The organism is Pseudomonas sp. NBRC 111139 (assembly GCF_001753955.1).
GTDB classification, from domain to species: Bacteria; Pseudomonadota; Gammaproteobacteria; order Pseudomonadales; family Pseudomonadaceae; genus Aquipseudomonas; species Aquipseudomonas alloputida.
In genome coordinates, this window is sequence record NZ_BCBP01000014.1 from 77,055 (window position 1) to 93,746 (window position 16,692).

Annotated in this window: 21 protein-coding genes; 11 read left to right on the forward strand and 10 right to left on the reverse strand. The window is 62.4% G+C overall.

Going from position 1 to position 16,692, the window contains the following annotated elements; all coding sequences use genetic code 11:
- Positions 1-66: 66 nt before the first annotated feature.
- A complete protein-coding gene (locus BJQ17_RS00430; RefSeq protein ID WP_003253053.1) occupies positions 67-348 on the reverse strand; it encodes a YheV family putative zinc ribbon protein in 282 nt (93 codons plus the stop codon).
- Positions 345-2,396, reverse strand: coding sequence for an oligopeptidase A (prlC, locus tag BJQ17_RS00435; RefSeq protein ID WP_256559294.1), 2,052 nt, complete (start codon positions 2,394-2,396; stop codon positions 345-347). Before prlC ends, BJQ17_RS00430 begins: the two co-directional genes overlap by 4 nt.
- A gap of 102 nt (positions 2,397-2,498) precedes the next feature.
- Between prlC and BJQ17_RS00440 the strand changes: the two genes are divergently transcribed.
- Both BJQ17_RS00440 and BJQ17_RS00445 read left to right on the forward strand, forming a co-directional pair.
- Entirely contained in the window at positions 2,499-3,047 is a 549-nt protein-coding gene (locus BJQ17_RS00440) for a gamma carbonic anhydrase family protein (RefSeq protein WP_004575263.1), read from the forward strand.
- Between the two features lie 59 nt (positions 3,048-3,106).
- Positions 3,107-3,757: an HAD family hydrolase gene (locus BJQ17_RS00445; RefSeq protein WP_070095381.1), complete on the forward strand. Its 651-nt coding sequence runs from the start codon at positions 3,107-3,109 to the stop codon at positions 3,755-3,757.
- A 105-nt stretch (positions 3,758-3,862) separates the two neighbouring features.
- Here the strand turns inward: BJQ17_RS00445 and BJQ17_RS00450 are convergent, their stop codons facing one another.
- On the reverse strand, positions 3,863-4,936 hold the full coding sequence (locus tag BJQ17_RS00450; protein ID WP_070095356.1) for an aminopeptidase: 1,074 nt from the start codon (positions 4,934-4,936) through the stop codon (positions 3,863-3,865).
- A gap of 85 nt (positions 4,937-5,021) precedes the next feature.
- Here BJQ17_RS00450 and BJQ17_RS00455 point away from each other — a divergent pair, with 85 nt between their 5' ends.
- Both BJQ17_RS00455 and BJQ17_RS00460 read left to right on the forward strand, forming a co-directional pair.
- On the forward strand, positions 5,022-5,435 hold the full coding sequence (locus BJQ17_RS00455; RefSeq protein ID WP_003253063.1) for a hypothetical protein: 414 nt from the start codon (positions 5,022-5,024) through the stop codon (positions 5,433-5,435).
- A 55-nt stretch (positions 5,436-5,490) separates the two neighbouring features.
- A complete protein-coding gene (locus BJQ17_RS00460) occupies positions 5,491-5,904 on the forward strand; it encodes a hypothetical protein (protein ID WP_014859486.1) in 414 nt (137 codons plus the stop codon).
- A gap of 35 nt (positions 5,905-5,939) precedes the next feature.
- Here the strand turns inward: BJQ17_RS00460 and BJQ17_RS00465 are convergent, their stop codons facing one another.
- Both BJQ17_RS00465 and BJQ17_RS00470 read right to left on the reverse strand, forming a co-directional pair.
- A complete protein-coding gene (locus BJQ17_RS00465; RefSeq protein ID WP_003253067.1) occupies positions 5,940-6,173 on the reverse strand; it encodes a DUF1161 domain-containing protein in 234 nt (77 codons plus the stop codon).
- 75 nt (positions 6,174-6,248) lie between these two features.
- On the reverse strand, positions 6,249-6,674 hold the full coding sequence (locus BJQ17_RS00470) for an OsmC family protein (RefSeq protein ID WP_003253070.1): 426 nt from the start codon (positions 6,672-6,674) through the stop codon (positions 6,249-6,251).
- 152 nt (positions 6,675-6,826) lie between these two features.
- Between BJQ17_RS00470 and BJQ17_RS00475 the strand changes: the two genes are divergently transcribed.
- Positions 6,827-7,831 carry an LLM class flavin-dependent oxidoreductase gene (locus tag BJQ17_RS00475; protein ID WP_003253072.1) on the forward strand — a complete coding sequence of 335 codons (1,005 nt, stop codon included), beginning with the start codon at positions 6,827-6,829 and terminating at the stop codon, positions 7,829-7,831.
- 72 nt (positions 7,832-7,903) lie between these two features.
- On the opposite strand, the gene BJQ17_RS00480 is transcribed toward BJQ17_RS00475, so the two are convergent.
- Both BJQ17_RS00480 and BJQ17_RS00485 read right to left on the reverse strand, forming a co-directional pair.
- Positions 7,904-8,125: a DUF1161 domain-containing protein gene (locus BJQ17_RS00480; RefSeq protein WP_003253075.1), complete on the reverse strand. Its 222-nt coding sequence runs from the start codon at positions 8,123-8,125 to the stop codon at positions 7,904-7,906.
- 100 nt (positions 8,126-8,225) lie between these two features.
- Positions 8,226-8,441 (reverse strand): dodecin, encoded by a 216-nt coding sequence (locus BJQ17_RS00485; protein WP_003253076.1) that lies wholly within the window; start codon positions 8,439-8,441, stop codon positions 8,226-8,228.
- 150 nt (positions 8,442-8,591) lie between these two features.
- Here BJQ17_RS00485 and BJQ17_RS00490 point away from each other — a divergent pair, with 150 nt between their 5' ends.
- On the forward strand, positions 8,592-8,915 hold the full coding sequence (locus BJQ17_RS00490) for a YqjD family protein (RefSeq protein ID WP_003253078.1): 324 nt from the start codon (positions 8,592-8,594) through the stop codon (positions 8,913-8,915).
- On the opposite strand, the gene BJQ17_RS00495 is transcribed toward BJQ17_RS00490, so the two are convergent.
- Positions 8,912-9,808, reverse strand: a complete 897-nt coding sequence (locus tag BJQ17_RS00495; protein ID WP_070095357.1) for a LysR family transcriptional regulator — start codon at positions 9,806-9,808, stop codon at positions 8,912-8,914. The genes BJQ17_RS00490 and BJQ17_RS00495 overlap by 4 nt on opposite strands.
- A gap of 110 nt (positions 9,809-9,918) precedes the next feature.
- On the opposite strand from BJQ17_RS00495, the gene trpB reads away from it, so the two are divergent.
- Together trpB and trpA are read left to right on the forward strand one after the other, a co-directional pair.
- Positions 9,919-11,136 carry a tryptophan synthase subunit beta gene (trpB, locus tag BJQ17_RS00500; protein WP_004575268.1) on the forward strand — a complete coding sequence of 406 codons (1,218 nt, stop codon included), beginning with the start codon at positions 9,919-9,921 and terminating at the stop codon, positions 11,134-11,136.
- The gene (trpA, locus tag BJQ17_RS00505; RefSeq protein ID WP_014859484.1) at positions 11,133-11,942 is read left to right on the forward strand and encodes a tryptophan synthase subunit alpha; all 810 of its coding nucleotides are present in this window, start codon (positions 11,133-11,135) and stop codon (positions 11,940-11,942) included. The genes trpB and trpA overlap by 4 nt, the downstream gene beginning before the upstream one ends.
- Positions 11,943-12,062: 120 nt before the next feature.
- Here the strand turns inward: trpA and BJQ17_RS00510 are convergent, their stop codons facing one another.
- Positions 12,063-12,395 carry a DOPA 4,5-dioxygenase family protein gene (locus tag BJQ17_RS00510; protein WP_003253084.1) on the reverse strand — a complete coding sequence of 111 codons (333 nt, stop codon included), beginning with the start codon at positions 12,393-12,395 and terminating at the stop codon, positions 12,063-12,065.
- Positions 12,396-12,447: 52 nt separating this feature from the next.
- Between BJQ17_RS00510 and BJQ17_RS00515 the strand changes: the two genes are divergently transcribed.
- A complete protein-coding gene (locus tag BJQ17_RS00515) occupies positions 12,448-13,065 on the forward strand; it encodes an NAD(P)H-binding protein (RefSeq protein ID WP_070095358.1) in 618 nt (205 codons plus the stop codon).
- Positions 13,066-13,186: 121 nt separating this feature from the next.
- Here BJQ17_RS00515 and BJQ17_RS00520 read toward each other — a convergent pair whose 3' ends face one another.
- Positions 13,187-14,086: a choline sulfate utilization transcriptional regulator gene (locus BJQ17_RS00520; protein ID WP_070095359.1), complete on the reverse strand. Its 900-nt coding sequence runs from the start codon at positions 14,084-14,086 to the stop codon at positions 13,187-13,189.
- 108 nt (positions 14,087-14,194) lie between these two features.
- Between BJQ17_RS00520 and betC the strand changes: the two genes are divergently transcribed.
- Positions 14,195-15,712: a choline-sulfatase gene (gene betC, locus BJQ17_RS00525; RefSeq protein ID WP_070095360.1), complete on the forward strand. Its 1,518-nt coding sequence runs from the start codon at positions 14,195-14,197 to the stop codon at positions 15,710-15,712.
- A gap of 14 nt (positions 15,713-15,726) precedes the next feature.
- Positions 15,727-16,650: a choline ABC transporter substrate-binding protein gene (gene choX, locus BJQ17_RS00530; RefSeq protein ID WP_070095361.1), complete on the forward strand. Its 924-nt coding sequence runs from the start codon at positions 15,727-15,729 to the stop codon at positions 16,648-16,650.
- The last annotated feature ends 42 nt before the right edge of the window (positions 16,651-16,692 follow it).

The following is a 16,692-nucleotide window of genomic DNA, read 5'->3' on the forward strand; positions in this document are numbered from 1 at the left end:
GGTGGCCTGACTATCTAACACCTGTCCATGCCTGCCCGGGCATTGCACCCGGGCGGCACGACAGGATTACTCAGCCGGCTTTTTCAGCTTCGGATTTGGGAAGAACTGCACGGTCTGCACCTTGGCCGGCGCCGCTTTCGGCGCCAGGTGGTTGACCCGGGTGCCGAGTTCCTTCGGCACCGACAAGCCCTGCTCGTTGAGGGTGTCGGTAAAGCCGCAAGCCACGCACTCGCGGTGCGGTACGCCGTCGTCGTTCCACATCATCAGCTTGTCGGGCTCGCTGCACGCCGGGCACACGGCACCGGCAATGAAGCGCTTCTTGGTCTTGTTCACAGCTACCTCACTCATGCTGCAGCGTCCTCGGTAAGACCACTGTGGCGCAGCAATGCATCGATGGAAGGCTCACGGCCACGGAAGTCGACAAACAGCTCCATCGGCTCGCGCGAACCACCACGGGCCAGGATCGCCTCGCGGAAGGCGCGGCCGGTCTCGGCGTTCAGCACGCCTTCTTCCTCGAAGCGCGAGAAGGCGTCAGCCGACAGCACTTCGGCCCACTTGTAGCTGTAGTAGCCCGCCGCGTAACCGCCCGCGAAAATGTGCGCAAAGCTGTTGGGGAAGCGGTTGTAAGCCGGCGGGCGCATGACCGACACCTCGTCACGCACACCTTCGAGCACCTGCAATACGCTGCGGCCGTCGCCATGGCTGGCGTGCAGCTCGAAATCGAACAGCGAGAACTCCAGCTGGCGCACCATCATCATGCCCGACTGGAAGTTTTTCGCGGCCAGCATCTTGTCCAGCAGGTCCTGGGGCAGGGCGGCGCCGGTTTCGTAGTGACCAGAAATCAGTGCCAGGCCTTCCGGCTCCCAGCACCAGTTTTCCATGAACTGGCTTGGCAGCTCGACCGCATCCCAGGCCACGCCGTTGATGCCGGACACGCCGGCATGCTCAATGCGGGTCAGCATGTGGTGCAGGCCGTGACCGAATTCGTGGAACAGGGTGGTGACTTCATCATGGGTCAGCAAGGCGGGCTTGCCGGGCGCGGCCGGGGTGAAGTTGCACACCAGGTTGGCCACCGGGCTCTGCAGCTGGCCGCCGGCAGTGCGGCGACGGTCACGGGCGCCGTCCATCCAGGCGCCCCCACGCTTGTTGGCGCGGGCGTACAGGTCGAAGAAGAAACGGCCAACGTGCTGACCATTTTCCTTGATCTCGAACAGGCGTACGTCCGGGTGCCAGCTGTCGAAGCCCTTGAGCTCGGCGATTTCGATGCCGTACAGGCGCTGCACGATACTGAACAGGCCGCCCAGCACCTTGTCGATCGGGAAGTAGGCGCGCAGGGCTTCCTGCGACACACTGTAGCGCTGCTCGCGCAGCTTCTCGCCAAAGTAGCCGGCATCCCAGCTGGCCAGCTCGGGGCAGCCTTGTTCGGCAGCGTAGGCCTTGAGCTGTTGCAGGTCCTGGGCGGCGAACGGCTTGGAACGCTTGGCCAAGTCACGCAGGAAGCTCAGCACCTGGTCGCTGGACTCGGCCATCTTGGTGGCCAGGCTCAGCTCAGCGTAGTTCGTGTAGCCCAGCAGTTCGGCCAGCTCCTGGCGCAGGTCGAGGATTTCGCGCATCACCGGGCCATTGTCGAACTGGCCGGCATTCGGGCCCTGGTCGGAGGCGCGGGTGCAGTAGGCGGCGTAGAGCTCTTCGCGCAGGGCGCGGTCGCTGGCGTAGGTCATCACCGCGTAGTAGCTGGGGAACTCAAGGGTGATCAGCCAGCCGTCCAGGCCCTTGGCCTGGGCTGCAGCGGCCATCTGCGCCTTGGCCGATTCGGTCAGGCCGGCCAGCGCAGCTTCGTCGGTAACATGCTTGGTCCAGGCCTGGGTGGCGTCAAGCAGCTGATTGGAGAAACGGCTGCCCAGCTCGCTGAGCTTGCTCTGCACTTCGGCGTAACGCTGCTGCTTGTCCGCCGGCAGGTCGATACCCGACAAGCGGAAGTCACGCAAGGCGTGCTCGAGGATAGTCTTTTGCGCCACGTCGAAGCCGGCAGCCTCAGGGCTGTCGATCAGCGCCTGGTAGGCTTCGAACAGCGCGCGGTTCTGGCCCAGTTCGGTAGAGTAGGCGCTCAACGCCGGCAGGCACGACTCGTAGGCCTCACGCAACTCGGCACTGTTGCACACCGCATTGAGGTGGCTGACCGGGCTCCAGGCGGCGCCCAGGCGGTCGTTCAGTTCGTCCATGGCCAGCACCAGGCCGGCCCATGTAGGGTTCTTGCCCTGCTTTTCGAGGATCTCGGCAATGGCTTTACGGTTGTCGGCCAGGATCGCTTCGATCGCCGGCAACACGTGTTCGGCACGAATTTGCGAGAAGGGCGGCAGATCGTGGGATTGCAGAAGCGGGTTGTTCGCAGTCACGGTTTGGATACCTTGGCAGAAGAAACACTGCCCCATCTTAATTACAATCGACGCCGACCGCAGCAGGCAGCCTGCCTATCGGCACAGATGAGAGACGCTATCATGGCCATTCGCAGCTTCCAGCAACACACTCCGAAAGTTGGGCCCAGGGCCTTCGTCGACCGTTCGGCGGTGGTGCTGGGCGACGTGGAGATCGGTGAAGACAGTTCGGTCTGGCCGTTGACCGTGGTGCGCGGCGACATGCACCGCATCCGCATTGGCGCGCGCACCAGCGTGCAGGACGGCAGCGTGCTGCACATTACCCACGCCGGGCCTTTCAACCCGGACGGTTTCCCGCTGATCATCGGCGACGAAGTGACCATCGGGCACAAGGTGATGCTGCATGGCTGCACCCTGGGCAACCGTATCCTGGTGGGTATGGGCAGCACCATCATGGATGGTGCCATCGTCGAGGACGAAGTGATCATTGGCGCCGGCAGCCTGGTGCCGCCGGGCAAACGCCTGGTCAGTGGCTACCTGTACATGGGCAGCCCGGTGAAACAGGCCCGGCTGCTGAACGATAAGGAGCGCGCATTTTTCTCCTACAGCGCCGGCAACTACGTAAAGCTCAAGGACCAGCACCTGGCCGAAGGCTACGATCAACCTGAATGACCGCATTCGCGGGCATGCCCGCGAAGAAGGCCACGCAGCACTCAAGTGGAACCCTGTACATGCACCAGCAAAACATCCTCTTCGACCTCGACGGCACCCTGACCGACCCACGCCTGGGCATCACTCGCTCGATCCAGTACGCCCTGGCCAAGCTGGGCATCGACGAACCGGACCTGGCCCGCCTCGAACACTTCATCGGCCCACCCCTGCTGCAGGCTTTCATGCAGTTCTACAGCTTCGATGAAGCCAAGGCCTGGGATGCGGTGAACTTCTACCGCGAGCGCTTCCGCGTGACCGGTCTATACGAAAACCTCGTGTTCGAAGGTGTGCCGGAGTTGCTTGAGGCCCTGAACGGGCAGGGCCGCACGCTGTACATTGCCACCTCCAAACCATGGGAGTTCGCCCGCGAAATCGCTCGGCACTTTGCTTTCGATCATCACTTCAAGGTGATCTACGGCAGTGAGCTGGACGGCACGCGCACCAACAAGGTCGAGCTGATTCGCCATTTGCTGGATGAAGAAGGGCTGGACCCGGCGCACACCCTGATGATCGGGGACCGCAAGCATGACCTGATCGGCGCGCGCAGCAACGGGCTGCAGGCCGTCGCGGTGGGGTACGGGTTTGGCAGCCAGGAAGAGCTGATGGCAGAAGAACCCGCTTTCCACTTCGCCACGGTAGCCGATTTGCACCAGGCTTTTACCAAGGCTTGAGGGCCAGCAGGGCTGCTTTGCAGCCGGCCCTCCCACATTGATCGGCGTCCGCAGGGCCTTTGTGGGCCTTGTGGCGCGATGGGCCGCAAAAGCGGCCCAAAAATCTCAACGGCTAACCATCAGACGCTGCAGCGCCGCTTTCCTTGCTTCAATCGGCAACCGCCCCAAATGCTCGACCCGCGCGTAAAACCGAACCCAATCCCCACCCACCTCACGAAACAACGCCGCAAACGCCGGCACCCACTGGTCATATAGCCCGAACGGCAACAACTTGGCATTACTCATCGGCCCATACATCCAGGCGTCATAGCGCTTGTCACCGCCCCACTGGCCATCACGCACCTGCCGGTATTCACGCCTCAAACGCTCAAACTCGGCCTGCTTGGCCCGGCGCTTGTGTGCATCATCCAACGGCCCCGCATAAATCGCCTGCAATCGCTCACGGCTGGCCAACACCAGGCGGATAAACTGGTCGCGCTGCTTTCCCTGATCCCCGCCAACCGCCGCCAGCCCACGCGCCGCACGCCATTGCCGCGTGCCTTCCTGCTCGACGAACGAGGCAAACGACTCATTGAACTCGGTATCGTCCTGCACATAGAAGCGCTGGTGGGCCAGTTCATGAAAGATCAACGTAGCCAGGCGCTCATCGCCCCAGCCCACCATCGACGACAAAATCGGGTCATCGAACCAACCCAGGGTCGAATAAGCTTCCACGCCGCCCACGTACACATCCAGGCCATCCTGACGCATCAACGCCGCCGCGCCTCGCGCCGCGCCTTGCTGGTAGTAGCCGCGGTACGCCACGCACCCGGCAATCGGAAAGCAGTGCGTTACCGGTTGCAACGACAACTCGGGCGTGGCGAACACATTCCACACCACGTAGGGGCGTCCAAGGTCGGCGTATACCCGGTAGCTGCGGTTGTCTGGCAGTTTCAATTGCTGGCTGGCAAACAGCCGCGCCTGTTCGGCCTGTTGCAGGTGCGCGCGCAAGGGTGCAGGGGTAGCAGGGTCGGCCAATACCTGCTCTACAGGCTGCCGCGCCCGCAGCAACTGCCACTGGCCCTGCGCCAGCTGCCCGTAGTAGGCGGCATTGCTGCAACCGTTCAGCAGGAGCGCCGCAAGCAGCGGAACCAAACGGGTGAAAATGCGGTCGAGTGCCCCAAGGCCTGAGCGCTGCATAAGAAAAAGTCGAAGCATCCGGGACTGTCTGACTCGCTCAACACCATTTCGCTCCAAGACTATCTCGCCAAGGGGGAGTTTCGCCATGCGTGCATTGTTGGTCGCCGGCTCACTGTTGTTGATCTCTGCCTGTTCAACCTTGCCAGACCCAGACCCGAACCAGGCCTGGATCGACCTCACCCGTTACGACAATACGTCGCTGGACGCCGTGCAGGTAGATGAGCGTGACTGGGCTGACAGCCGCTATTTCGAGGTTCAACCCGGCAGCCACGAACTGACCGTGCGCTATCAATTTCCGGTTAACCCCAGCAATATCGGCCCCGTCGAGGAGCCATTGTGGCGCGATTGCCAGGTCAAGCTGACCTTCAAGGACTTCAGCGCCGGGCAGCGTTATCAGCTGCAAGCCGGCAGCATTGGCTTCCGCCCTTGGATCAAACTCTACGACCACCAGCAAAAACTGCTGGGTCAAGGGCTGCCGGCGGGTTGTCAGCGCACCTGAACCGCACAAACGGCGCTATGCTTGTTACTTGTAAATCGCAAGTGGGAGTTTTGCCATGCGCCAGCCCATGATGCTGATCGCCCTCAGTGCACTGGGGGCTTGCGCCAGCCCCTTGCCGCCCGTCGACCCCAAGCAGGCCTGGGTCGATCTGTACACCATGACCCCCGGCCGGGTGATCATGGCCGACCGCCTCGACGGCAAGCGTCTGGACGATGGCCGATATTTTCAGGTGACGCCGGGCAAGCACGAACTGGTGGTGCGCTTCGATTATGAAATCTACTCGGGCGGCATCATGTCCGAGCCCAGGGACCGAACCTGCTACCTGACCGTACGCTTTGACAACTTCAAGGCCGGCGAACGCTATCGCCTGGAAGCGCGGGCGCCGGTAATGGAGCCGCAGGTGCTGCTGTATGACGCCGACCGCAAGGTGGTGGTGAACGAGCCTAGCGATGTGTTCTGCATACCGTGAACGTGGGGCTGCCTTGCAGCCCCGGGCCATAGTACTTATCGATCATTCTTTTGATAGATGATCTTCTTCGTCCCGCCATCGCAGGTCCCGACGACCATGTTCTGGTCCTTGACCTCGCTGTTGGGCACGATCTCCAGCGTATAGGACGAAACCCCTTGGGCCTGGATCTTGGCCTCGATCTCGGTTTTCAGCTCCTCGCAAGGCTTGACGGCCGCCAGCGCAGACGTGGCGACAAGGGAAGCCAACACAGCGATAGCTACGCGAATCATGGAACGGCTCCTGGAAAGGGCAGTGGCGCTGCCGACGTTCTTTAGACTACAGCAAACCACCACCGTTGCACCGTTTCACCCCACCAACGCCGCATCCAGGCTGATCTTCGCATTCAAAACCTTGGACACCGGGCAGCCTTCCTTCGCCTTGTTGGCAATCTCCAGGAATTGAGCCTCGCTGGCCCCCGGTACCTTGGCCCTGAGCACCAAGTGCACAGCGGTAATGGCAAAACCGTCAGCTTGCTTGTCGAGCGTCACCTCTGCAGCCGTGTCGATCCGCTCCGCAGTCAGCCCCGCCTCGCCGAGCATCATGGATAGCGCCATCGAGAAACAACCGGCATGGGCCGCGCCGATCAGTTCCTCCGGGTTGGTACCGGGCGTGCCCTCGAAACGTGTGTTGAAGCCATAAGGGTTCTGCTTGAGTGCGCCGCTTTCGGTAGAAAGCAGACCTTTTCCATCCTTCAGGCCACCTTGCCAGATTGCCGATGCTGTCTTTTTCATGATGCCTCCTGGTCACTGGGTTGCTTACCTACGGTTCAGAGGCCTGCCGCCTGCTGCAAGTTCAGTGCAATTAGATTGCAGGCATTGAATCCAACGAATGCGCCCATACAGAATCAAAAAGGCCTCTGGCCAATCACTTTTGCGGAGGCTCCATGACGCAGCTGCGTGACCTGAAGATTTCCACCCTGGACCTGGTGCCCGTACGCGCCGACGCTGGCCCCGCGCAATCGCTGCGCAACTCGCTGGACCTGGCGCAGCATGTCGAGCGCTTTGGCTATAACCGCTTCTGGGTGGCCGAGCACCACAACATGGACGGCATCGCCAGTTCGGCGACGTCGGTGCTGATCGGCTACCTGGCCGGTGGCACCTCACGTATTCGCGTGGGCTCTGGCGGGGTGATGCTGCCCAACCATGCGCCACTGGTGATCGCCGAGCAGTTCGGCACCTTGGCCAGCCTGTATCCGGGGCGTATCGACCTTGGTCTGGGCCGTGCGCCGGGTTCGGACCAGATGACGGCCTATGCCCTGCGACGCGACCGCGCTGGCGGCCCAGATGACTTCCCGGACGATGTCGAGGAGCTTTCGCGCTACCTCGGGCCACGCACTGATGATCAAAAAGTGATCGCCGTGCCGGGGCACGACACCGACGTGCCGATGTGGTTGCTGGGATCCAGCCTGTTCAGTGCCCAGCTGGCGGGTATGCGCGGCATGCCCTACGCCTTCGCCTCGCATTTCGCGCCACGCTACATGCACGAGGCCATTCGCGTGTACCGCAACCACTTCAGGCCCTCGACCACGCTGGATAAGCCGTATGTGATGCTGGGCATCCCCATGGTGGTGGCGCAGACCGACGAGAAGGCCGAATACCTGGCCACCTCGGTTTACCAGCGCATCCTGGCGCTGATTCGCGGACAGAGCCTGATGCAGAAGCCACCCGTGGAAAGCATGGATGGGCTGTGGTTGCCCCATGAACGGGAGACGGTGGCCAGCTTCCTGGGGCTGGCCATGATCGGCAGCCCGCAGAAGGTAAAGGCCAAGGTAGAAGTGCTGCTGGAACAGACGGGTGCGGATGAGCTGATCTTTACCTGTGACCTGTATGAGCATGCGGACCGCATTCGGTCATATGAGCTGATGGCGCAGGCCCTCAAGGCCGAGTGACCCTCGACACGGGCTCGCCCGCTCCCATAGGTTGACTGTGGAAGCGGGCAAGTCCGCGAAAGGGCAAACGCATCAGCCGCGGCGGTAAACAATCTCCTTGGTCCCGGCCTCACAGCTACCAATGACCTTGCCCGCCGGGTCGCCTTTCTTGACGATCTCCAGCTTGTAGCCAGTGACGCCCTTGGCATCCAGCTTGGCCGCAATTTCCGCCTTCAGTTCCTCGCACGGTTTGCCCGCTGCCAGCGCACCACCGGCCAGGGTCATCAGGCCCAGCGCCAGAATCAGTTTGTTCATCACTCGCGTTCCTTGTGCAGATGAAATCAGAAGGGGCCCCACCAAGGCGCCCCTTTTCTGAATACCTCATCACGCCGGGATCATACAACCCAACGTTGTTTCAGCTATTGGCGATACGGAAGCCGACCTTCAGCGTGACCTGGAAATGCGCCGCTTTGTTGTCGCGGATATGGCCGCGGGTATCGACCACTTCGAACCATTCCAGGTGCTTGATGCTTTTACCGGCTTCGGCCAGAGCATTGTTAATCGCCTCTTCGATACTGGTGGGCGAAGACCCGACCAGTTCGATTTTCTTGTAGGTGTGATGATCGGTCATGAGTGCTCTCCATGGTTGACAGTGAGATTCAGCCTAGCAGCGCAGGCCTGGTTTACCTGCGAGCAGTCACTGTCAGCGAAAGTTCGATCGCACTTTCACGCAGCCCAAGGGTCGCAATCCTTACAGCCCATACTGCAAAGGAGAGTCAACATGCACCGCAACTCGCTGCGTAAAACATCCCTGGAAAGCATGGAAGCGGAGATCGAGAGCCTTCTGAAAAGCTTGGAACACCTCAAGCATGATGCGTCGGAAGAGTCCCAGAAGTCGGTGAAGGCAATCCGCAGCAACGCTGAAAGCGCACTGCGTCATTCGCGCAGCCTACTGAGCGATGCGTACGAGGAAGTGAAGCAGCGCACCCGCCAGACCGGCATAGCCACCCGGGACTACGCCCAGGAGCACCCCTACACCACCGCCGGTGTGGCCATTGGTGCGCTGGGCCTGCTGGCGGCCTACCTGATATGCAAGCGAAACTAAGCGCTCTGCCGCGCAAGTTCCGCCCGTAACCACTGCGCCAACTGCTCGGCGCGCTCGTCTGCGGCGCGCCGTGGCACCCACAATGCCAGCGCCGCCTGGGTAGGTGAAAAGCCCCAAGGCGCACTCAAACGGCCCGCCCGCAGGTCATCGGCGACCAGTGGCTGCGGTGCAATCGCCACGCCCAATCCGGCCACGGCAGCCTCCAGCAGGTAATACAGGTGCTCGAAAGCCTGGCCATAGTGAATGGCCGTCGGGTCCAGGCCCTGTTGCACCGCCCAGGTAGGCCACGCTTGCGGGCGTGAAGTGGTGTGCAGCAAGGCTTCGCCCAACAATGCCTTGGCGGGCGCGCCCTGCAAGCGCTGGAAGCCTGCGAAATGCGGGCTGAGCACCGGCCCGATGCATTCTTCGGCCAGCACGTGCACCTGCATGTCCGCCGGCCACGGTGGCTCGGCATACACCAGCAACGCATCCAGCCCGGGCCGCCGCGGGTCCAAGTCGCCCTCACCCGCCGACAGGTGCAAGCGCAGCTCAGGCAAATCCGCCTGCAACCGCCCCAGCCGCGGGATAAACCACCGCGCCAGCAGGCTGCCCGAGCAGCCCAGCACGAATGGCGCCTCGCTCACATCACGGCTGAGCTCGGAACACACGCTGCGCAGCCGGTCGAAGGCCTCACCGCTGGCATCGCGCAGACGCACACCGGCATCTGTGAGTTTGATGCCACGCCCGTCCTTGACGAACAGGGCTACGCCCAGATGCTCCTCAAGCACCTTGATCTGCCGGCTGACAGCGCCGTGGGTCACGTGCAGCGCTTCCGCCGCCTGGCTGACGCTGTTGAGCCTGGCTGTAGCCTCGAAGGCGCGCAGGGCATTGAGGGGAGGGAGGTCGTGGGCCATTTTACCTGTGAGTTTTTCTGACAAGTTTACGCAATCTTATCGGTTTTCAGCCGAGCTTGCCGTGGTTAGAGTAAAGCCCATCACTCATTCACTACGCCTTGGAGCGCCCCATGACCCAGTCCCAATACCGCCCCGGCCCCGACGCCAATGGCCTGTTCGGCTCGTTCGGCGGCCGCTACGTGGCCGAAACCCTGATGCCACTGGTGCTGGACCTGGCCCGCGAATACGAAGCGGCCAAGGCAGACCCCAAGTTCCTTGAAGAGCTGGCTTACTTTCAGCGCGACTACATCGGCCGCCCCAACCCGCTGTACTTCGCCGAGCGCCTGACCGAGCATTGCGGCGGGGCGAAGATTTTCTTCAAGCGTGAAGAGCTCAACCATACCGGCGCGCACAAGGTGAACAACTGCATCGGCCAAGTGCTGCTGGCCAAGCGCATGGGCAAAAAGCGCCTGATCGCCGAAACCGGCGCCGGCATGCACGGTGTCGCCACCGCCACCGTCGCCGCGCGCTTCGGCCTGCCTTGCGTGATCTACATGGGCGCCACCGACATCGAGCGCCAGCAGGCGAACGTGTTCCGCATGAAGCTGCTGGGCGCCGAGATCGTGCCGGTTACCGCCGGCACCGGCACCCTGAAAGACGCCATGAACGAAGCCCTGCGTGACTGGGTTACCAACGTCGAAGACACCTTCTACCTGATCGGCACCGTGGCTGGCCCACACCCGTACCCCGCCATGGTCCGCGATTTCCAGTCGATCATCGGCAAAGAGACCCGTGCCCAGTTGCAAGAGAAGGAAGGCCGTCTGCCAGACAGCCTGGTTGCCTGCGTCGGCGGCGGCTCCAATGCCATGGGCCTGTTCCATGAATTCCTCGAAGAGCCGAGCGTGCAGATCATCGGCGTTGAAGCCGGTGGCCACGGCGTACACACCGACAAGCATGCCGCCAGCCTGAACGGCGGCGTACCGGGCGTATTGCACGGCAACCGCACCTACCTGCTGCAGGACCAAGACGGCCAGATCACCGATGCCCACTCGATTTCCGCAGGCCTGGACTACCCGGGCATCGGCCCGGAGCACGCCTATCTGCATGAGGTGAAGCGCGTCGAGTACGTCAGCATCACCGATGACGAAGCATTGGATGCATTCCACGCAACCTGCCGTCTGGAAGGCATCATTCCAGCCCTGGAAAGCTCCCACGCCTTGGCCGAAGCGATCAAGCGCGCACCGAAGCTGCCCAAGGACCACCTGATGGTCGTGTGCCTGTCGGGCCGCGGCGACAAAGACATGCAAACCGTCATGAACCACATGGCCGCCCAGGAGAAACACGCATGAGCCGTCTTGAACAACGCTTCGCCGAGCTGAAGGCCGAAGGCCGCTCGGCACTGGTCACCTTCGTCACAGCTGGCGACCCGGGCTACGACGCCTCGTTGCAGATCCTCAAGGGCCTGCCGGCTGCTGGCGCCGACGTGATCGAGCTGGGCATGCCGTTCACCGACCCGATGGCCGATGGCGTGGCCATTCAGCTGGCCACCCTGCGCGCCCTTGAGGCTGGTCAGACCTTGGCCAAGACCCTGCAGATGGTTCGCGAATTCCGTGTGGATAACCAGACCACGCCGATCGTGCTGATGGGCTACTACAACCCTATCCACCGCTTTGGTGTGGACACGTTCGTGGCTCAAGCCAAGGCCGCGGGCGTCGATGGCCTGATCATCGTCGACCTTCCGCCAGAGCACGACGCCGAACTGGCTACCCCGGCCCAGGCTGCAGGCATCGACTTCATCCGCCTGACCACCCCGACCACCGACGACGCGCGCCTGCCGCGCGTGCTGGAGCGCAGCTCCGGGTTCGTCTACTACGTGTCGGTGGCTGGTGTGACCGGTGCCGGTTCGGCGACCACCGAGCATGTGACCGAAGCCATTGCCCGCCTGCGCCGGCATACCGATCTGCCGATCAGCGTTGGCTTCGGCATTCGCACGCCGGAACAGGCTGCGAACATTGCCCGCCTGGCCGATGGCGTGGTGGTGGGCTCGGCACTGGTCGACAAGATCGCCCAAGCCCAAAGCGCCGATCAGGCGGTGACCGATGTATTGAGCCTGTGCTCGGCATTGGCTGAAGGGGTGCGTGGCGCACGCCGCTAAACCGCGTCGTCTGCTTCGCGGGTAAACCCGCTCCTACGGGGCCAGCGCCACCCTCTGGCTCTGCGCTATCGTTGTAGGAGCGGGTTCACCCGCGAAGAGGCCAGCACAGGCTACCCCCGCCTAGCCCCCAAAAATCGACAGATTCAAGGGCCGCACGGCCCCCATCCAGATCGCATGATCCCGGTGATCCGCCAGTTCATCCCCGGTTTCCGGATGCATGAATACCACCAGGCCCTTGCGGTACAGCGCCAACCAAGGCAATACCACCCCCACCACTTCGGGCCCGAACGCCAGCTGGCAACTCCAGTCCGGATGCGGCCCAACCGGTTTCTGGTGCATGCGCCCCATGGTCACGGGGAACAGCCGCGCCGCCTCCTCGCACAGTTCCCGGGCCTGCTCCATGGTGGCTGCGTCGTAATAAACGTGGGCGTGGTAACCCTTGATCCTCTGCACGATAACTCCTGATTGCGGTCCAACCATCACCACCTGCAACGGGAGTGATGCAGTGAAAAACGCCGAAACCCCAGTGTTCAAACTGGTCCTGTTCGGGCCTGAAAGCAGCCTGGGCAATGCCCTGATGGTCGAGCTGCTGTCGCGCCAGCACGAAGTCATCGCCGTGGTCGACGACCTCAACCGCCATTCGCCGCGCCCGGGCCTGCACTTCAAGATAGGGGGGCTGGGTGATGCCCACCAGGCGGAGCAGGGCGCAGCGGGCGGCTCGGCGGTGATCGCCCTGTTACCAGCGCTGGCGCCGGGTGACCTGCCAGGGCAGGCACGCTTGAGCGAGGCGCTGGTGGCGGGGCTTGCGCATACGACTATACGCCGGCTGCTGCTTGTGGGCGATTTCGATGTGCTGGATGAGCCGAGCAAGTACAGCGAGATGGAGCGGGATTGCGTGGCCCAAGTGGTTGATGGGTTGCAGCGCAGTGCGTTGCACTGGACGCTGATCAATGCACCGCAGGAACTGGCCGGGTTGGGCATGGAGCATTTTCGCAATACCGAAGGGACGCTGGAGCCTGGGCTGACTGAGCCGTTGCGGCGCTTGGCCAGGATCGCAGCGGGGATGGTGGACATGCTGGAGCTGGACTTGCACCGGGGCGAGCATCTGAACTTCGTGGTCTAGATTGCCGGGGCTGCTGCGCAGCCCATCGCGACGCAAGGCCGCTCCCACATGGGCCGGCGTACGCAGTGTCTTTTTGGGAGCGGCCTTGTGTCGCGATGGCCCGCAAAGCGGCCCCAAGATCTCAAAGGCTGCGCTCCTGCTCCAACCAATCCACGAACCGCTCGATCAACGCCCCACGCCGCTTGCGCGGCGGCAAAACTGCGTAATAGCCGCGTTCCGAGCGCAAGCTCCCCTCCAGCGGCCGACACAGCAACCCTTGCTCCACCAATCCATCCACCAGGTGAGCCCAGCCAATCGCCACCCCTTGCCCGGCAATCGCTGCCTGAATCAGCAAGGTATAGTTATCAAACCGCAACTGCCCCGCCGGCGCTGGGCTGTCCACACCAAACCCACGAAATACCCCCGCCCAGTCAAACCAGCGGCTGGCCTGCTCGCCCTTCAGATGCAGCAGCGGCAATCGTTGCAAAGCCACAGCTGACAAGGCTTTGCCATGAATCAAATGGGGGCTGCACACCGGGAACACTTCCTCATCGAATAGCCAGCGGCTTTCTCCTTGGTGAAAGCGTCCATCGCCAAACAGCACCGCCACATCGATGTCCGGGCGCAACATGCCCTGGCTGCGCTCACCCGTCACCAGGCTCACATCCACCTGTGGATAAGCCTGATGAAAGCGCTGCAGCCTTGGCATCAGCCAGAACGCCGCAAAGGCAAAGTCGGTGGCGACCTGCAGCACTTCGCGCTGGCCGCGCCCGCTGGCCTGGGCAATACCGTCATCCATGGCCTGCAGCCCCTGATGCACCTGTTCGAACAGCACCTGGCCAGCCTCGGTCAGCTCGATGCCCCGGTAAATGCGGTCAAACAGGCGCGTGCCCAACTGTGCCTCCAAGCGCTTCACCTGCTGGCTCACTGCCGGCTGCGTGGTACCCAACTCCAGCGCCGCAGCGGTAAAGCCACGCAGGCGTGCAGCAGCCTCGAATACGCGCAGGGTATCCAGCGACAATCCGGCAAGGTGGTCAAACATAAGCTTGGCTAATCCCAGTCATTGCCCGCCATGGGCTTTACCCATGTTATCCACAGTCGCATCTTTGTAGGCAAGCAGTTCGCATAACCCTCAACGATGGGAGCCACCATGACGCGTCCGAATATCCTGTTCATCATGGCCGACCAGATGGCCGCGCCCTTGCTGCCCATCTACGGCCCTTCGCCCATCCAGATGCCGCACCTCGGCCGCCTGGCCGAGCAAGCCGTGGTGTTCGACTCGGCCTACTGCAACAGCCCACTGTGCGCGCCATCACGCTTCACCTTGGTCAGCGGTCAGTTGCCCAGCCGCATTGGCGCCTACGATAACGCGGCCGACTTCCCTGCCGATGTGCCGACCTACGCCCATTACCTGCGTCTCCTGGGCTACCGCACCGCGCTGTCGGGCAAGATGCACTTCTGCGGCCCGGACCAGTTACACGGCTACGAAGAACGCCTGACCAGCGACATCTACCCGGCCGACTATGGTTGGGCGGTGAACTGGGACGAACCCGATGTGCGTCCAAGCTGGTACCACAACATGTCCTCGGTGCTGCAGGCCGGTCCGTGCGTGCGCACCAATCAGCTGGATTTCGACGAGGAGGTGGTGTTCAAGGCGCGCCAGTACCTGTACGACCATGTGCGCGAAAACGATGGCCGGCCATTTTGCCTGACCGTTTCGATGACGCACCCGCACGACCCCTACACCATTGCCAAACGCTACTGGGACCGCTACGAAGGTGTGGATATCCCCATGCCCCGTGCCGAGTTCAGCCAGGCAGCACTCGACCCGCACTCCCAGCGCCTGCTGAAAGTCTACGACCTGTGGAACAAGCCGCTGCCTGTGGACAAGGTCCGCGACGCCCGCCGCGCCTACTTCGGCGCTTGCAGCTATATCGATGACAATATTGGCCAATTGCTGCAGACCCTGGAGGAATGCAACCTGGCCGATGACACACTGATCGTGTTTTCCGGCGACCACGGCGACATGCTTGGCGAGCGTGGCCTCTGGTACAAAATGCATTGGTTCGAAATGTCGGCGCGGGTGCCGCTGCTGATCCATGCGCCGAAGCGCTTCGCAGCGGGCCGGGTCACTGCCTCGGTGTCGACCTGCGACCTGTTGCCAACCTTGGTCGAACTGGCTGGCGGCGCTGTGGATAAAGACCTGCATCTGGACGGCCGCTCACTGCTGGGCCACCTGCAAGGGCAGGGCGGTCACGACGAGGTGATCGGCGAGTATATGGCCGAAGGCACCGTCGGCCCGCTGATGATGATCCGCCGCGGGCCCTACAAGTTCGTGTACAGCGAAGACGACCCATGCCTACTCTATGACCTGAGCCGCGACCCGCACGAGCGGGAGAACCTCACCGGCAGCCCGGACCACCAGGTGCTGCTGCAGGCATTTGTCGATGAAGCACAACAGCGCTGGGACATCCCCAGCCTGCGCCAGCAGGTGCTGGCCAGCCAGCGCCGCCGCCGGCTGGTGGCCGAAGCGCTGGCCATCGGCAAGCTGAAAAGCTGGGATCACCAACCACTGGTGGACGCCAGCCAACAGTACATGCGCAACCACATCGATCTCGATGACCTCGAGCGCAAGGCACGTTATCCACAGCCCGCCCCCCTGGATTGAGAAGAGAGGCCGCCATGCACAAGTTCTCCGCCGCCGTGTTCGTCCTGGCCCTGAGCGCCACCACGGCCCACGCCGCAGACAGCGATGCGCAATGCAGTACCGTGAAAATGGCCGACCCCGGCTGGAGTGATATTGCCTCGACCAATGCCGTGGCACGCCTGTTACTGGAAAGCCTGGGTTACCAGGTGAAGATCGACAGCCTGGCCGTACCGATCATCTACGGCGGCCTCAAGGACGGCCAGGTTGACGCCTTCCTCGGCAACTGGATGCCGGCGCAGCAAGGCTTCCATGACAAGTTCATCGCCAACGGCGATGTGCAGCAGCTGTCGCGCAACCTGGAGGGAACCGAGTTCACCCTCGCAGTGCCCGACTATGTGTGGAATGCCGGGGTGAAGGACTTCGCTGACCTGCAAAAACACGCCGGGCAGTTCGACAAAAAGCTGTACGGAATCGGCTCCGGCGCCCCGGCCAACCTGTCACTCAAGAAAATCATCGAAGAGAATGAATTCAACCTCGGCCAGTGGAAGCTGGTGGAGTCCAGCGAGCAGGCGATGCTGGCTCAGGTCGACCGGGCGGTGAAGAAGCAGCAATTCATCACCTTCCTTGGCTGGACCCCGCACCCGATGAACGTGAAACTGAAAATGCATTACCTGACCGGTGGTGAAAAATGGTTCGGCAGCAAGGGCGAGGTATACACGCTGACCCGCAAGGGTTATCCACAAGCCTGCCCGAATGCGGCGAAGCTGCTAGGTAACCTCAAGTTCACACTGGACATGGAAAACAGCATCATGGCAGAGGTTGTGGACAAGAAGATCAGCTTCGATGAAGCGGCCAAGGCCTGGGTGAAAGCGCATCCTGAACGGTTGGATGGGTGGTTGGCCGGGGTTACCACCAGGGCCGATGGTGATGCCCTGGAGGCCGTCAAAGCCAAACTGTAATCTCACAAAGCAACACACCAACCCTGTGGGAGCGGGCGCGCC

Bases quoted from the DNA above. Each gene is read 5' to 3' on its own strand.
- BJQ17_RS00450 (WP_070095356.1), bottom strand. From the start codon at position 4,936: ATGCAGCGCTCAGGCCTTGGGGCACTCGACCGCATTTTCACCCGTTTG.
- BJQ17_RS00490 (WP_003253078.1), top strand. From the start codon at position 8,592: ATGCACCGCAACTCGCTGCGTAAAACATCCCTGGAAAGCATGGAAGCG.
- BJQ17_RS00495 (WP_070095357.1), bottom strand. From the start codon at position 9,808: ATGGCCCACGACCTCCCTCCCCTCAATGCCCTGCGCGCCTTCGAGGCT.
- BJQ17_RS00520 (WP_070095359.1), bottom strand. From the start codon at position 14,086: ATGTTTGACCACCTTGCCGGATTGTCGCTGGATACCCTGCGCGTATTC.
- BJQ17_RS00465 (WP_003253067.1), bottom strand. From the start codon at position 6,173: ATGATTCGCGTAGCTATCGCTGTGTTGGCTTCCCTTGTCGCCACGTCT.
- BJQ17_RS00440 (WP_004575263.1), top strand. From the start codon at position 2,499: ATGGCCATTCGCAGCTTCCAGCAACACACTCCGAAAGTTGGGCCCAGG.
- BJQ17_RS00460 (WP_014859486.1), top strand. From the start codon at position 5,491: ATGCGCCAGCCCATGATGCTGATCGCCCTCAGTGCACTGGGGGCTTGC.
- BJQ17_RS00430 (WP_003253053.1), bottom strand. From the start codon at position 348: ATGAGTGAGGTAGCTGTGAACAAGACCAAGAAGCGCTTCATTGCCGGT.
- BJQ17_RS00470 (WP_003253070.1), bottom strand. From the start codon at position 6,674: ATGAAAAAGACAGCATCGGCAATCTGGCAAGGTGGCCTGAAGGATGGA.
- BJQ17_RS00455 (WP_003253063.1), top strand. From the start codon at position 5,022: ATGCGTGCATTGTTGGTCGCCGGCTCACTGTTGTTGATCTCTGCCTGT.
- BJQ17_RS00480 (WP_003253075.1), bottom strand. From the start codon at position 8,125: ATGAACAAACTGATTCTGGCGCTGGGCCTGATGACCCTGGCCGGTGGT.
- BJQ17_RS00445 (WP_070095381.1), top strand. From the start codon at position 3,107: ATGCACCAGCAAAACATCCTCTTCGACCTCGACGGCACCCTGACCGAC.
- trpA (WP_014859484.1), top strand. From the start codon at position 11,133: ATGAGCCGTCTTGAACAACGCTTCGCCGAGCTGAAGGCCGAAGGCCGC.
- BJQ17_RS00485 (WP_003253076.1), bottom strand. From the start codon at position 8,441: ATGACCGATCATCACACCTACAAGAAAATCGAACTGGTCGGGTCTTCG.
- betC (WP_070095360.1), top strand. From the start codon at position 14,195: ATGACGCGTCCGAATATCCTGTTCATCATGGCCGACCAGATGGCCGCG.
- trpB (WP_004575268.1), top strand. From the start codon at position 9,919: ATGACCCAGTCCCAATACCGCCCCGGCCCCGACGCCAATGGCCTGTTC.
- BJQ17_RS00475 (WP_003253072.1), top strand. From the start codon at position 6,827: ATGACGCAGCTGCGTGACCTGAAGATTTCCACCCTGGACCTGGTGCCC.
- choX (WP_070095361.1), top strand. From the start codon at position 15,727: ATGCACAAGTTCTCCGCCGCCGTGTTCGTCCTGGCCCTGAGCGCCACC.